Origin of the sequence: Photobacterium leiognathi, assembly GCF_030685535.1 — a bacterium.
GTDB lineage: Bacteria > Pseudomonadota > Gammaproteobacteria > Enterobacterales > Vibrionaceae > Photobacterium > Photobacterium leiognathi.
Genome location: NZ_CP131599.1, coordinates 1,104,315 through 1,119,778 on the forward strand (window position 1 = coordinate 1,104,315; position 15,464 = coordinate 1,119,778).

General features: G+C 38.3%; 11 protein-coding genes and 1 pseudogene. 5 read left to right on the plus strand and 7 right to left on the minus strand.

What is annotated here, in order from left to right; all coding sequences use genetic code 11:
• Positions 1-74: 74 nt before the first annotated feature.
• A complete protein-coding gene (locus Q7674_RS05125) occupies positions 75-383 on the plus strand; it encodes a helix-turn-helix domain-containing protein (protein WP_107229542.1) in 309 nt (102 codons plus the stop codon).
• A gap of 497 nt (positions 384-880) precedes the next feature.
• Positions 881-1,834 (plus strand): putative phage abortive infection protein, encoded by a 954-nt coding sequence (locus tag Q7674_RS05130; RefSeq protein WP_045065725.1) that lies wholly within the window; start codon positions 881-883, stop codon positions 1,832-1,834.
• Positions 1,835-2,200: 366 nt separating this feature from the next.
• Here Q7674_RS05130 and Q7674_RS05135 read toward each other — a convergent pair whose 3' ends face one another.
• Entirely contained in the window at positions 2,201-2,851 is a 651-nt protein-coding gene (locus tag Q7674_RS05135; protein ID WP_045065727.1) for a CatB-related O-acetyltransferase, read from the minus strand.
• Between the two features lie 87 nt (positions 2,852-2,938).
• Between Q7674_RS05135 and Q7674_RS05140 the strand changes: the two genes are divergently transcribed.
• Positions 2,939-3,850 (plus strand): LysR family transcriptional regulator, encoded by a 912-nt coding sequence (locus tag Q7674_RS05140; RefSeq protein ID WP_045065728.1) that lies wholly within the window; start codon positions 2,939-2,941, stop codon positions 3,848-3,850.
• Positions 3,851-4,166: 316 nt separating this feature from the next.
• On the plus strand, positions 4,167-6,053 hold the full coding sequence (locus tag Q7674_RS05145; RefSeq protein ID WP_305421947.1) for an FAD-dependent oxidoreductase: 1,887 nt from the start codon (positions 4,167-4,169) through the stop codon (positions 6,051-6,053).
• Between the two features lie 50 nt (positions 6,054-6,103).
• Here Q7674_RS05145 and choV read toward each other — a convergent pair whose 3' ends face one another.
• The 6 genes and pseudogenes from choV to betI all read right to left on the minus strand — a co-directional run bounded on the left by choV (position 6,104) and on the right by betI (position 13,045).
• Positions 6,104-7,285 (minus strand): choline ABC transporter ATP-binding protein, encoded by a 1,182-nt coding sequence (gene choV, locus Q7674_RS05150; protein ID WP_045065731.1) that lies wholly within the window; start codon positions 7,283-7,285, stop codon positions 6,104-6,106.
• Between the two features lie 2 nt (positions 7,286-7,287).
• Complete coding sequence (choW, locus tag Q7674_RS05155) at positions 7,288-8,130, minus strand: choline ABC transporter permease subunit (protein ID WP_006645056.1); 843 nt, start codon at positions 8,128-8,130, stop codon at positions 7,288-7,290.
• 131 nt (positions 8,131-8,261) lie between these two features.
• Positions 8,262-9,197, minus strand: coding sequence for a choline ABC transporter substrate-binding protein (locus Q7674_RS05160; protein ID WP_305421950.1), 936 nt, complete (start codon positions 9,195-9,197; stop codon positions 8,262-8,264).
• A 54-nt stretch (positions 9,198-9,251) separates the two neighbouring features.
• A pseudogene (betA, locus tag Q7674_RS05165) lies at positions 9,252-10,953 on the minus strand (choline dehydrogenase).
• Positions 10,954-10,971: 18 nt separating this feature from the next.
• Positions 10,972-12,432, minus strand: a complete 1,461-nt coding sequence (betB, locus tag Q7674_RS05170) for a betaine-aldehyde dehydrogenase (protein ID WP_305421952.1) — start codon at positions 12,430-12,432, stop codon at positions 10,972-10,974.
• A gap of 16 nt (positions 12,433-12,448) precedes the next feature.
• Positions 12,449-13,045 (minus strand): transcriptional regulator BetI, encoded by a 597-nt coding sequence (gene betI, locus Q7674_RS05175; RefSeq protein ID WP_045065764.1) that lies wholly within the window; start codon positions 13,043-13,045, stop codon positions 12,449-12,451.
• Positions 13,046-13,412: 367 nt separating this feature from the next.
• On the opposite strand from betI, the gene Q7674_RS05180 reads away from it, so the two are divergent.
• Positions 13,413-15,458: a hybrid sensor histidine kinase/response regulator gene (locus Q7674_RS05180; protein WP_045065736.1), complete on the plus strand. Its 2,046-nt coding sequence runs from the start codon at positions 13,413-13,415 to the stop codon at positions 15,456-15,458.
• The last annotated feature ends 6 nt before the right edge of the window (positions 15,459-15,464 follow it).

The following is a 15,464-nucleotide window of genomic DNA, read 5'->3' on the forward strand; positions in this document are numbered from 1 at the left end:
GGATTGCTAAGTATACAAAAATCAGTAAAACTTAGACAATCTAAGTTATCTATAGGTTTAAAAGAAATGTCTAAGTGGAATACAACAACCCCATTCCAGCGAGGCTCAAGGCTGCGCGTAAAAAAGCAAAAATCACCCAGAAGGATTTAGGGGTGAAAATAGGTATGGAAGAAAGCTCTGCAAGCGGCCGAATGAATCATTATGAAAAAGGGCGTCATGTACCAGATATTGGTACTTTGAAGCGTATGGCAGAAGAGCTAGGTGTTCCGCTGCATTATTTCTTCTGTGAGAATGAATTAAGTGCAGAACTTGTGTGCGCCATTGAAAAACTGAGTGATGAAGATAAAGCTGCGTTACTTGAAAAGTTGTGTTCCTCTAATTAAAGAAATCTTTTATCTTCTCTAAGACACTGTAACTGACTATCTATTTCAAAGTGCGATATTCAATACTTAGTACATTAATCCCGACAGAATCGCTTGGTAGTTAAGGTACGACAGAATCGCTTGGTGATCACAAATAAACGAAGCGAGTGGCTAACTCGCTTTTGCCCCTTTATGTGTTAGATCTTTTACTCATTCATATCGTGTTAACGTGATTTTGGATTAGTTATATTGACTGTATATATAAACAGTTTAATGAACCGTGGTGACTTTATTGCGTGAGTTCTGTTTTTAATAAGACTGATTAAATACATTTCTTACTTTTCATACCCTCTAACAAAGCGTTCAGTGTGATAAAGTGCTATCAACTTCATGATATATATAGATTATATCGATTATGATAAAGGTATTTTATGAGTATATTTTTGCGCGAAGGTAAGAATGCTTATTAATATACTGTTAGCAGTCTCATTGTCGTATCCTGAATAGGTCGTTATAGAATGAAATATAAATTTACAATCTCAATATTTAGTCTTTTTGCCGTAATAATTTTACTTTTATATGTTAAAGAGTTCCATGGTGGGCTTTCCGATTCTCATTCAGTTTGGGGTGAATTTGGTTCTTTCTTTGGTGGTGTTCTAAGTCCGATAGTAAGTGTTCTTGCATTTATCGGTCTTCTGTACTCTATGGATCAAACTAAAGCACAGTTTAAACAACAAAGTGAAGAAAACTCCTTTTATTCTTTGCTAAATTTCCATCAGTCCAAGACTAATCAAACTGTATATAAAGGCTCTGTTGGTTTTGATGCTTTCAAAGCTTTATCGGAACAATTCGATATTAGCTATAATGATTTTTGCTTTTCTTTTGCTAGAAGAAAAATTCAGGAAGATCCGACTGAACTTCCGAGCTTTGCCTACGATTTTCTATCCCGTATCATTGAAGAGCGTTCCCCTTTAAATGAAGGCACTGGGAGAGAGTTAGTTATTTACTACTTCGGGCTAAGTGAAAATAAAAATGAATTATTTAAAGGTCTATTTGATGCAAGTATCATAGATGATGATAAATCTAGAATTGAAGCAATTGGAGATACTCTAATAAGACAAATGAAACCAGATGATCGGGTTAAATTAATAGGGGAAATCTATAATAACTTTTACCACGATCATGGGCATATATTAGGGCATTATTTTAGAAACCTTTATTACACTCTTCAGCTAGCAGACTCTACAGGCAAGAACGATTCATATGCAAATATATTAAGAGCGCAATTATCAAGATATGAGTTAAATCTATTATTTTACAATGCATTGAGTAAGTATGGGTCGACCAAATTTAATGCACTATTAGTTAAATATAATATTCTTAATGGCTTATATAATTGGGATGTTTGCTACAAGCCAGAACCAGATGATTTAAAAAAAGACTTAGCTCTTTTATATTGCTCGAACTGCTAACAAGGAATTTAAGCGGCGTTATCCCTACTTTTCCTAATACGTACCAGCTAAAATAGAGCAAAGTGCCTAACAAACTTTTGTCCAAAAACGAGTTTAAAAGTCGCAAAACAACTTTGATAAGTAACTCTTACCATTTGTAAAAACATGAGAAATTCAGGTTTAGTTTCTCATGTTTTTTCACTTAAAATATAAAAAAGCTAAGAGTTACCATAAAGCCATAGCGGGTAAAGGTTCTCTCACCTTTCTGAATAAGATAAGTTATTCGATGAAGTACGTAAAACGGTTATCGAAAGTGGCGAAATCGTACAGTAACTAATCTGTTATTAGTTAGATATAGGGCAGCGAAAATATTCACTGCCCTATTTTTTATTCTTTAATATGCTCAAGGTAATAGTTGTAAAGCTGTTCAACATCGCCACTGCACATCAATTGCATGGCTTGTTTTAGTTGTTGCTCTGACCAATCCCACCATTGCATTTCCGTTAGCATCTCAACTTGTTCTGGCGTAAAGCGCTCTTTAACCACATGGTTATTAGCGACGACAACAGTATAAGGCGCAACATCTTTGGTGATCACTGAACGTGAGCCGATCACCGCGCCATTACCAATGTTAACTCCTGGCATTATCATCGCTTCAGAGCCAATCCAAACATCATTACCAATCACGGTATCACCAGCACGCTTAAAACCACTTGGGACATCGTCACCAAACGCATTACCAAACGGGAATGTTGAAATCCAATCAATGCGGTGACCTTGATTTCCCGCCATCATGAATATTGCCCCTGACGCAATAGAGCAAAATTTACCAATGATCAGTTTATCAACCTCGCCAAATACCCCACTTTGCCAAACCTCTTGTGTGACCTGATCACCAAGCAAGTAGCGAACCGCTTGCTCCTCAAACGATTTACCATGGTAATAACCTGAATAATAACTGTAATCACCGATTTCTATATTAGGGTTAGTAATAGTGTCTTTAAGCTTTTGACTTTCAAGCCATGTTTCAAACTGCATATTTAACGCCCTGTTCATTCATTGCAGTCAGTTTAATTGTTCTTTATTCTTACCAGAAGTGAACAATTAGAGATTCAAAATTACCATATGGAAATAAAGTGGCTAAGTTACGTCCCTATTTATTTGGCGTTATGCGAAGAAAAGAGCATCGCAAAAGCAGCAGTAAAATTAAACTGTTCAAGTGCCCATATCAGTCGTCAACTACGCCAACTTGAAGCGCTTTTAGATACTCAACTTATTCAGCGAACAACAAGACAATTCAACCTAACCTATGATGGATTAGCATTCTACAAACAAGTAAAAGCACTATTTGCGCACGCAGAATCTATCAATAAACAATTACATGTAACCAATTCAGTATCAGGAAAACTTCGTATTGCAGCATCAGCATCTTTTGGTTCAACGCTACTGAGTGAACATCTTGCTGACTTCAATTTGTGCCATCCTAATATTGAATTAGAAGTCGCCTTTACTGAAACACCACTCGATCTGATCGATCAAGGTTTTGATGTCGCTTTTTACTTCACAGAAACGCCACCTGATGGTTATGTGGGCCATTACATTCGCCACCTTCAATGTAAACCTTTCGCCCACTCAAGCTATATAGCGCGTAATCCTGCTATTACTCATCCATTGGATTTGATTGAGCACCAGCACATTATTTATCGAAATAGCGAATTCACGCTCGATAAATGGTGCTTTATTAATCAAACAACACAAGAAAAGACAAATATTATTCTTAAACCTTCAATGAGTTTTAGCCTAGTCACTGTTATGACCGAGGCAATGATCAAAGGCTGCGGTATTGCTATGCTCGATGAAATGGCACTCAGTCACTTAGATAGTGATAAACGAACACATATTATTAATATATTACCAGATTGGTTTACACCCAATCGTTTGCCTTTATATATCCTTTATCCGAAACGTAAGCACCTAGCCCAGCGTACAAGTCTATTTGTTAATTTTATTCGTCAACAATTTGAAAAAATAAATTAGCACTGAAAGATAAAATGAATGAAATAAAGAGAAGAATACTGTTTTAAAATTTCTAATATCGTCCCATCAACGTTGAGTCAGTCATATTTTATTTGAATTAGGTATGAGATATAATTTAAAAGATTTGTATAATGATTATAAAAATGAATGTAATAGCTGCTCAATGCTATTGATTCTTAATACCCATGATCGATAAATAACACTGCCCTACTTATTTATCTTTTAAAAATATATTCAATTTTCTTTCATAATCATTAACTGCAAATAACCAAGCAAATATTGCTGCCGAGTAAATAAATAACAATAGAGGCAATTAATGGTTACTATTACTATTGATGGACAATCTTATAACATCGATAAAAACCAAACCCTTTTAGCAGCCGCAAAAAAATGTGGTATTGAAATTCCTTCTTTATGTGATGTTGATGGTTTCGGTCAAGACTGCATACTTTGCGATGTTGAAATCGCAGGAAAAGGGATTGTAAAAGCTTGTGATATTCAACCCATCGACGGCATGGTTGTAACTACAGAATCGCAAATTCTAGCGAATATTAGAAAACACAGCCTTGAACGTATTTTACAGCGAGCCAATACCAACTGTAGCGTGCCACCTTGTCAAATTGCCTGCCCTGCAAACGTAGATATTCAGTCATATCTGTACTTCATTGCCAATAACGAACATTTAAAAGCCATTGAAGTGATTAAAAAAACACTGCCAATGCCGCTATCTATTGGTCGTGTTTGTCCTGCTTTCTGTGAAGCAAAATGCCAACGTAACTTAGTTGATGAACCATTAGCGATTCGCCAGCTTAAACGTTATGCTGCAGATATCGATCTTAAAAAAATTGAAAACTACACGCCAGTTAAGAAAGAAAGCAAAGGCAAAAACATTGCCATCGTTGGTGCAGGCCCTGGTGGTTTAAGTTGCGGTTACTTCCTTAGCAATGAAGGTTACAACGTCACTGTATTTGAATCAATGCCGCAAGCTAGTGGTTGGTTACGTTACGGCATTCCCGAATACCGCTTACCTAAAGCCATTCTAGATAAAGAAATCGACATCATGTGTCGCAATGGCATGACAATTAAAACCAATACAAAATTAGGTGAAGATTTTACCCTTACTTCTTTAAGTGAAGAGTTTGATTCTGTTTGCTTAGCCATTGGTGCGTCACAAGCAAGTGAAATGAACTATACGGGTAGCGATCTTGATGGTTGTTACTTAGGTGTTGATTTCTTAAAAGATCTGGCGATGGAAAAACAATACAGCGTTGGCAAGAAAGTCGCTGTTATTGGTGGTGGTAATACTGCAATTGACTGTGCCCGCTCTGCATTACGTTTAGGCGCTGACACTACCCTTATTTACCGTCGTACCCGCGATGAAATGCCAGCAGAAACCTACGAGATCGAAGAAGCAGAACACGAAGGCGTGAAATTCCACTTTTTAACCAATCCTGTTGAGAATATTGCTGATGAAAACGGCCGTGTTTGCCAAGTGAAATTAGAAACAATGGCACTAGGTGAACCTGATGCCTCTGGCCGCTGCTCACCAAAACCAACCAGTGAGTACACACTTGAAGACTTTGATACTGTGATCGCAGCAGTATCACAAAAAACAGATACCAGCTTTTTAGCTAACGAAGACATTGAATTATCATTTAGCCGTTGGAATACCATCAATGTTGATAAAGCGACCATGCACTCTGGGGTCAAGAATATCTTTGCCATTGGTGATTTTCGTCGCGGTCCAGCCACTGCAATTGAAGCAATTGCTGATGGCCGTAAAGCAGCAAAAGCCATTGATGAATACTTTGGCGGTAACATGGAAAAGCTTTACACGGAGTCTTTCCGTTCTCGTAATGTTGAACGTAGCCATTTGATCCGTCCTGAACATGCAGAAAAGCTAAAACGTGTGATGGCATCGATAACAACAGGTGATAATACCCAAGAAATTGATGCTAAGTTGAATCATGCTTTAGGTAAATTACTACGCGCTAAAATGCCAGAGCTTACCCTAGCGCAAAGAGAACAAAGCTTTAGTGAAGTAGAAACAGGGCTTTCACAGCAAGCAGCTATTGATGAAGCCAACCGCTGCCTAAGCTGTGGTTGTGATGCAGGCAACGACTGTAAACTGCGTCACTACGCAACAGATTATAAGGTTGATCGTAAATTGTTTATCAACCGTGCCGTACCTTTAGCAAACTAAAAATCACGGTCAACAATGACGTTTATATCGTCTTTGTTGACCGATTTTCATTAAGACGCCAGCTGAAAATCACCTAACAGCGCGTTATAAACATCTTTGTTATGTAATACCCCAACCAATTGATTATTTTCAACCATGAGCAATGGTTTGTTATTGAGTCGCTTCAGCTCAATGGCATCTCGCATAGTAATATCAGGGCTGACCATCACTATAGTGGTGTCATTAATATGACTTGGAATAGCATCTGTAAGTTGCCATGAAAGACAATCAACATTACCTTCATTCACGATAGACAGCGTGTCCTGATTCTGGGCGATCCAAAGCTCATCAGCATCACAGACTTTATAAGTATTCCCCCGTTGCTCTAACGCGTTTACTGGCGTCATCAATGAGCGCCCTTTCAATACATTTAACGGATTAGTATATGCGACAAAATCACGCACATAATCTGTTTTCGGATTCAGTACAATCTCTTCAGGTTTTCCGTGTTGAATCAGCTCTCCTGACTCCATGATCGCGATATTGTTACCAATTTTAAGTGCTTCATCTAAATCGTGACTGACAAACAAAATCGTCTTATTTAGTTTGCTTTGTAGTGCTAATAATTCATCTTGTAGCTGCGCACGGATTAATGGATCAAGCGCTGAAAAAGGCTCATCCATCAGTAAAATATCCGTATCCATAACAAATGCACGTGCTAGTCCCACCCGTTGCTGCATCCCGCCCGATAACTCTGATGGATACTTATCTTCCCATTCAGCCAGCCCCACCATTTCTAACTGCTCTCTAGCGCGCTGATGGCGCTCTTTTTTCGGGATATTTTGCATTTCAAGCCCAAAAGCAACGTTATCTAATACAGTTAGCCATGGCATTAAGGCAAATTTTTGAAACACCATCGAGACACGATGAGTACGAAGATGCTGTAACTTAGCTTTTGAACAGTTTGCTAAATCTACAGTTTGTTCACCATCTTTAATCAACAATTCGCCACGGCTTATATCGTTCAATCCATTAACCGCGCGTAATAAACTTGATTTACCCGAACCAGACAACCCCATTAGTACGCAAATCTCGCCTTCTTTGATTTGCAGGCTAACGTTATTAACCCCAACAACTTGGTTTGTTTCATCAATAATTTGTTGACGGCTTTTACCTTGATCTAATAACGCTAAGGCTTGTTGCTGTTTATCGCCAAACACCACATCCAGATTGTTAATCGTTATTGCATTCATGATCACAGCTCCTTTTGTGCTGGTGTTTTACATAATCGGTCTAAAATAATCGCAACCAATACAATCGCAAGTCCCGCTTCAAAACCTTGCGAAATGTTCACGGTATTTAGTGCACGTACAACAGGTTTTCCTAATCCATCAGCACCGACTAACGCGGCAATAACCACCATAGACAAAGACAACATAATGCATTGGGTGATGCCCGCCATAATACTCGGCATCGCTGCGGGTAACTCGACTTTTAACAGTAACTTCATTCGACTTGCACCAAACGCTTTGCCTGCTTCAATTAAATCTTCAGGTACTTTCGTGATCCCTAAATACGTGAGTCGTATTGGCGCTGCAATGGCAAAAATAATGGTCGAGATAAGTCCCGGTACAATACCTAGTCCGAACAAAACCAGCGTTGGAATTAAATAAACAAACGTCGGCACTGTTTGCATTAAATCTAAAATAGGTCGCATCAGGGTGTACAACCAAGGACGATGCGCAGACATGATCCCGATTGGGACACCAATAAGCACTGAAATACTTGTGGCAGCAAAGACTAACACAAAGGTTTCTAACATCTCCTGCCAGTAGCCTAAGTTTAAAATAACTAATAATGCTGCGACAACAAAAACCACTAATGAAATTTTACGGTGTAAGTACCATGCTAACGCCGCGGTGATTAAAATAGGCAGTGCTGGCGGCATCCACTTAAATACATCAACTAAAAATAGAATTACGGTTTCTAAGAAAAATGAAATGGCGTCAAATAACCCTGCAGCATTGATAGTTAACCAATCAACACCTGCTTCCATCCATTGACCCAAAGGGATTTTATTATCCGTAATGAAATTCACACTTTTGCCTTTTATTTGATAAGACGATGCTTACCACCTTATTTTTATGAAGTTTTACAATAGCTAATAACAAAGAAGTACCTGCGCTAATAAACAAGAAGTGATTATTAATGCAGTATTTGAAGAAAGGATTAAGATTGCTTTAAGTAATCCAACACCGCAGTGGTGACTACTTTACCTTCGCGAGTTTTAACGTCTTTGAGCCATGCTTCCACTTGCTGTGGGTTTTCGCTCAACCATTGACGTGCTGCTTTTTCAGGTTGAACCTTTTGATTAAGGATCGCTTCCATTAAGCTATTTTCCATTTCTAAGCTAAATGAAAGATTTTTCAGAAGTTGTCCAACGTTTGGACACTCGGTTAAATAGTTACTACGAACATTGGTGTACACATTGGCACCACCATAGTTAGGTCCAAAAAAGTCATCACCACCAGCAAGGTATTCCATTTCAACGTTGCTATTCATTGGGTGTGGTGCCCAACCTAAATAAACAATCCACTGATCACGGCGTACAGATCGAGATACTTGCGAAACCATCCCTGCTTCACTTGATTCCACTAAACTAAAGTCTTTTAAACCAAACGCATTCGTATCAATCATTGATTGAATCAAACGGTTACCATCATTACCAGGTTCAATACCGTAAATACGGCCTTTAAATTTATCCGCATGTTTTGCCAAATCTGCAAAGCTCTTAACACCTGCGTCATAAACATACTTAGGTACAGCTAACGTATATTTTGCACCTTCTAAATTCGCTTTTACTGTTTCAACCGTTTTGGCTTCACGATATTTCGCAATATCGCCTTCCATGGTCGGCATCCAATTACCTAAAAAGACATCAATATCACCATTCGCCATTGATGAGTACGTCACGGGTACTGACAGTAAATCAGTTTTCGTACTGTAACCCATTCCTTTTAAAAGCTCAGAAGTTACCGCTGTGGTTGCTGTAATATCCGTCCAGCCTACATCAGCAAAACGTACCGTATCACATTGGTTAGCATAACTATTAAAAGCAACTGAGCTTAACGCTAAGGCAAGAAGTGTTTTTTTAGTAACAGACATAATTATTCCTTTGTCTTTTTATTTATCATTATTAAGTACGTATATCCCACGTACTTATTGTGAATTATTTCGTTGGGTCGTTTCCCAATCAGGGGCAATCCATACAGGTACATTGCCTGCAGGAAGCGGGGTTCTCTGTAAAATAAAGTCAGCAGCTCGCTCAGCAACCATGATTGTTGGCGCATTAAGGTTACCGTTCGGAATCGTCGGAAATATAGAAGAATCAACAACACGCAAGTTTTCAATACCGCGAACACGACACTGTGGATCCAGTACTGCCATCACATCGTCATCATCACCCATTTTACAAGTACAAGATGGATGATAAGCACTCTCGACATTTTCTTTTACCCACTGATCAATAGCCTGATCAGACGTGACATCCGCTCCCGGTTGAATCTCATCACCACGGTATTGATCCAATGCTGATTGCGCCATAATTTCACGGGTTAAACGAATACAATCTCGCCAATCCTGCTTATCTTGCTCGGTAGAGATGTAATTGAATTCAATTTTAGGTTTTGCATGCGGATCATTAGATACAACAGAAACTGTACCTCGGCTCTGTGGCTTATTAGGCCCCACATGCACTTGGAAGCCATGACCATCAAATGCAGCACGACCATCGTATCGCATCGCTGCAGGTAGAAAGTGATATTGAATATTTTACCACTTTAACCCTTTACGCGAACGAATAAAGGCGCAAGATTCAAAATGGTTAGTCGCACCTAAACCGGTATGAGTTAATAGCCATTGCGCGCCAATTTTACCTTTGCTGACTAAATCTAATTTACTGTTCAAGGTAATAGCTTCATTACAGTGGTATTGGAAGTAAACTTCTAAGTGATCTTGTAAATTAGCCCCCACCCCTGGAAGATCATGCACAAGATTAATCTGCGCGTTTTCCAATACTGCAGCAGGTCCAATGCCTGACAATTGTAATAACTGGACTGAACCAATGGATCCAGCACTAGATATCACTTCTTTTGTGCGTCAATACTTGAGATAGCTTACCTGACTGTTCAAATTCAACGCCTACCGCTTTTTTACCTTCTAAAAGGACTTTTCGTGCCACAATACCTTTTTTCAACGTCAGGTTTGGACGTTTTAATGCACGACGTAAATAAGCATTCGATGTCGATGCACGCACACCTTTATCAACAGTCATATGCATGGCACCAAACCCTTCTTGTTGGTAACCATTGTAATCATCCGTTTCGGGATAACCAGCTTCTTTACCAGCATCAATAAAGGCTTTGTAAAGTGGATTGAGTGCCATGTCATTACCATTACACGTGCCAACAAGACCTTTGCTACCACGATAAGCGTTACCGCCTTTGAACCATGTTTCAGCACGACGAAAATACGGTAAACATGCTTGGTAATTCCAGCCTGTAGCCCCTTCTTGTTCCCATTCGTCATAATCACATGCGTGACCACGTACATACACCATGCCGTTGATAGAAGAACTACCGCCCAGTACTTTGCCTCGTGGACAATGTAATTTACGTCCGTTTAAGCCTTGTTCTGCTTGAGTTTCAAACTGCCATGCATATTTTTCACTGTTCATTGGGTATGACAGTGCCGTTGGCATTTGAATAAAAATACTGCGATCACTACCACCAGCTTCTAGCAATAACACATCATATTCACCGCTTTCACTTAAACGGTCAGCTAATACACACCCTGCCGAACCCGCGCCAACAATAATGTAGTCATAATGCTGGGGGTTATTTTGCTGCTTATTTTGATCCATCAAAATCGACTCCATCCATTAAGCATAAGGGCTTTGGTAATCGCCCAATTCAATCAGTACACTTTTGGTTTGGGTATAATGTTGTAAGGTTTCTATTCCATTTTCGCGTCCAATCCCTGATTGCTTATAACCGCCAACAGGCATTTGCGCAGGAGAATCCCCCCATGTATTAACCCAACAGATCCCTGCTTGTAATTGATGGATAACGCGGTGGGCTCTCGCTAAGTTTTGGGTAAACACCCCCGCAGCTAAACCATAGTGAGTATTATTGGCGCGAGCGATAACATCGGTTTCATCGCTAAACTTAATTACCGACATCACAGGCCCAAAAATTTCATTTTGAACATGAGACATAGATTCGTCGCAATCAATAAAAACGGTAGGTTGAACGAAATTACCTTGGGCTAACCCATTATCAGTACATTGGTATCCGCCAGTCAGCAAGGTGGCACCACTTTGTTTAGCGGTATCAATGGCTGATAGCACTTTTGATAAGTGTGATTTTGAAATCAATGCGCCAATTTGAGTCTCCATATTCATCGGATCGCCAACGATTAATAACTCAGTTCGACGCTTAAGTTGCTCTATAAAGGTGTCGTAAATAGTCTCATGAACATAAACACGTGTGCCATGTGTACATACTTCACCTTGGGTATAGAAGTTAGCCACCATTGCTGCAGAAACTGCATGATCGACATTAGCATCATCAAAAATGATCATTGGCGATTTGCCGCCTAATTCCATCGTGACCGACTTTAAGGTTTTAGCACTATCAGCCATTACCGCTTTACCTGTGCCGATTTCACCCGTAAATGACACTTTAGCGATATCAGGGTGTGCCGTTAGCATCTGTCCTACTCGGTAATCACCTTGTACAACGTTAAAAACGCCATCCGGTAGACCTGCTTCAGTAAAAATCTCAGCAAGCTTTAGAGCTGATAACGGTGTTTCTTCCGATGGTTTGAAAATCATGGCATTACCCGCAGCAAGCGCAGGCGCTGATTTCCACATCGCAATTTGAATAGGATAATTCCACGCACCAATACCAGCACAAATGCCCAATGGTTCTCGACGCGTGTAAAAAAACTGATTTTCACTTAAAGGTTGCTGCTCGCCTTGAAGCCCAGGTGCTAACCCAGCAAAGTATTCAATAACATCAGCACCGGTTTCTATATCAACTGCTATCGCTTCTTGTAACGGTTTACCAGTATCTTTTACTTCCAATGCTGCTAATTCGTCATTGCGCTCTCGCAGTAACTCCACAGCACGTAATAAAATACGGCTACGCTCAGTTGCCGTCATAGTCGACCATGTAGAAAAGCCTTTTTTAGCTGCACTAATGGCTAACTCAAGATCCGCTTGAGAGGCTTGCCCAATAGTTGCTAGCGGTTGACCATTAGCTGGGTTATACGTTGTAAATTGAATATCAGACGATGCAGTAACATAGTTACCATCTATGTATAGTGATTTCATATCCATTTGAAACTCTGAGAAATTATAATTTTGAATAAAAAGCCAGTTGCTTTTCTAAATAATCATTAATGATCATGCGAGCATTATTCGCATCAATACCTTTAGGGTTTAATGTTCCGCGTAACCAGATACCATCAATTAATGAAGCTATACCATGGGCAACCAGTTCAGCTTGAGAATGTGGTAGTAGCCCTTTTAATTCGATCTTTAAATGCGATAGCAAACGTTTTTCATTAACTCGCTGCAAACGTCCCAACTGTGCGTCATGCATAGCGTAAGACCAAAAAGCTAACCATGTTTTCGCTACTTTATTTTCAGCTTGGTAACCATCAAAATTACTCATGATAATGGCATTAATTCGAGCTTGATGATCATTGCGTGGGATTTGGCTTAATGAGGTTGTAACACTCATTGACAAACGACGTAAAATTTCACGCATAGTCTCTTCTAATAAACCATGCTTACCACCAAAATAGTGATTGATAATCCCCGTTGACACCCCTGCTTCTTTACTGATCAAAGAGATACTTGCTGCATGTAAGCCAACTCGTTCAATGACTGCCATCGTGGCATTTACAAGCTGTGGTTTACGAATATCAGGCATTCCAACCTTTGGCATAATGCCCCCATTTATTTTTATTGAACGATCAATTAAGTATAAATGGTTACACATTTTTAACATTAAATCAAAATAAAACCAAAATCACAGTTTAAAAAACCATCAAAACAAAGAAAGCCACTAGGTAATCAACAGAATGGTAAATGTAACAATATATTCACAATGAGAGTGTGAATTAAAAAGTGATACATACAAGTCAAATAACCAATACACATTGGGAATAATTATTAAACATAGGGAAATAACATGTATCGATAGAAATGAAAATATTAGTAAGGTGAGCTCGATAGCATAAACTCAATTTGATTTTTTAATTTAGTCATTTTGGTTTATAGTACTCAAGCTAATAACTAGAAGTTCATAGACAATGAGTATAAAAAATAGAATTAATAATGTTTACCGATACTTTGAACCTAATTTATCAATTATTGGCTACCTAGGTGCAATTGGTTTTCCTTTGTACTATATTGTTTGGAACTATTTATTCCCCCAACAATATGAAAACTTATTGCTTAGAGTTATTTGTGGCTCCCTTTTTATTCCTTTTATTTTAAAAGATCACATGCCCAATTGGTTTTCACGTTTTAAAGACATCCATTTTGTCTTTACGTTAACCATTGCTTTGCCCTTTTTCTTTAGCTATATGTTACTAATGAATGATTGGTCAATTATCTGGATCATGTCATTCATGACAGCCGTCTTTCTTTCTATTTTATTGATTTATGATGTCTACATCATTACTGGTATGTCGATTATTGGTATTGCCACAGGTGTTACTGCTGCTTTATCTTTCAATCATGTCGAAATCCATAATTTTCACTGGGGCTATGTTGCTGTCATTTCCTTTGCTTATGTAACAGGCATTGCATCCCACTATCGAAATCACGTCCATTATGAGGACCAATTGCTTTTTGCTCGTAGTTTCAGTGCTGGCATCGCCCATGAAATGCGTAACCCATTCAGTTCGCTTTATTCTTCGATGGAGTTAATGTTAGATATTCTGCGCCAACGTAGCGAGCAATGTGCACATAATAATGAAGAAAATATCAATGAATTAAAGTCTATTATTAGAAGTAACATGACGGTTATTAATAATAGTAATGAAACAATTAACCTATTATTAAGTTCAATTAACGAACATGCTATTTCAAAAAACACATTTCAAGAATACTCAATCGTTAATGTTATTAAAAATGCCGTTGAAAGCTATGGCTATCAATCATCTGAAGACAGAAATCTAGTTACCGTTAAATATAATAAGGATATGACTTACTTTGGTAGTGATATTTTGTTTCGCTACGTTATTTTCAACTTAATGAAAAATGCACTTTATTATAAAGGTAAAAAGAATTTTAGTATCGAAATTAATATTGATATAAATAAATTACACAATGTTATTAAAGTAAAAGATACAGGTATTGGTATCGCTAAAAGCAACATAAGCTCTATTTTCGATGAGTTTTATACTCATGGTAAGAAAAACAGTTCAGGACTTGGTCTACCTTTTTGTCAAAAAGTTATCACTGCATTTGGTGGTTCTATTTGCTGCCAGTCACAGCAAGGAGAGTGGACTGAATTCACTATCCTACTTCCAAAAATTGATTCAAAATCAACAAATAAGCTTAAATACGAACTGCTAGCGCAAAAGCGCCTTTTGTACATTGGTGATAACAATCAAGATGTGTTTGAACTACAAAAGAACTCATTTTCTTTTGGTTATCACTTCCTAACGGTAAGCCCATTCCGCCTTGTTGATATTGATCAGCACTTAAACCAAGCTGACATGATTTTAGTCAACCTTGATAGTTATGGTGAGCATAATTATTACATGACAAAACTTCAGCATAAATTAGCTTTATCAACAACCAAAGTGCTTTACCTTTACCGTGAAGAGAAAGCTTTACACTTAATTTTAAATCCAAAGGTTAATTATAAGTTAGTAAATCTAGATAAACTTAAGCCGGGAGTAACAGAAGGGATCTGTAGATACTTTTTCACTCACTTTAATCAAGAAACAGTTCCCAGCCCAAATAGTTTAGAAACTCAATCAATTTTATTGGTTGATGATAATACTTCACTTCGGATGTACACAGGTATTTTATTACAGCGTAGTGGTTACCATGTTATTCACGCAGAAAACGGACTAAAAGCACTACAACATTTAGATACACATAATGTTGACCTTATTATGATGGATTTAGAGATGCCATTAATGGGGGGATTGGAAACTGCGAAACAGATACGTGGTAATGACCAATACAAAAACCATCATCATACTCCGATCATCTGTTTCTCTGCTTCTCTTAATACAGAGCAACAGCAAGAGTTAAAAGCCGCTGGCATGAATGGTTTTATCTTCAAACCAGCGACAAAAGATCAAATATTTGAAACCATAGATCGCTACCTTAATTAATCATCA

Excerpts from the sequence above, each read along its gene's own strand:
- betI (WP_045065764.1), bottom strand. The coding sequence starts at position 13,045 with ATGCCAAAGGTTGGAATGCCTGATATTCGTAAACCACAGCTTGTAAAT.
- Q7674_RS05135 (WP_045065727.1), bottom strand. The coding sequence starts at position 2,851 with ATGCAGTTTGAAACATGGCTTGAAAGTCAAAAGCTTAAAGACACTATT.
- Q7674_RS05145 (WP_305421947.1), top strand. The coding sequence starts at position 4,167 with ATGGTTACTATTACTATTGATGGACAATCTTATAACATCGATAAAAAC.
- Q7674_RS05140 (WP_045065728.1), top strand. The coding sequence starts at position 2,939 with ATGGAAATAAAGTGGCTAAGTTACGTCCCTATTTATTTGGCGTTATGC.
- betB (WP_305421952.1), bottom strand. The coding sequence starts at position 12,432 with ATGGATATGAAATCACTATACATAGATGGTAACTATGTTACTGCATCG.
- choV (WP_045065731.1), bottom strand. The coding sequence starts at position 7,285 with ATGAATGCAATAACGATTAACAATCTGGATGTGGTGTTTGGCGATAAA.
- Q7674_RS05130 (WP_045065725.1), top strand. The coding sequence starts at position 881 with ATGAAATATAAATTTACAATCTCAATATTTAGTCTTTTTGCCGTAATA.
- Q7674_RS05180 (WP_045065736.1), top strand. The coding sequence starts at position 13,413 with ATGAGTATAAAAAATAGAATTAATAATGTTTACCGATACTTTGAACCT.
- Q7674_RS05160 (WP_305421950.1), bottom strand. The coding sequence starts at position 9,197 with ATGTCTGTTACTAAAAAAACACTTCTTGCCTTAGCGTTAAGCTCAGTT.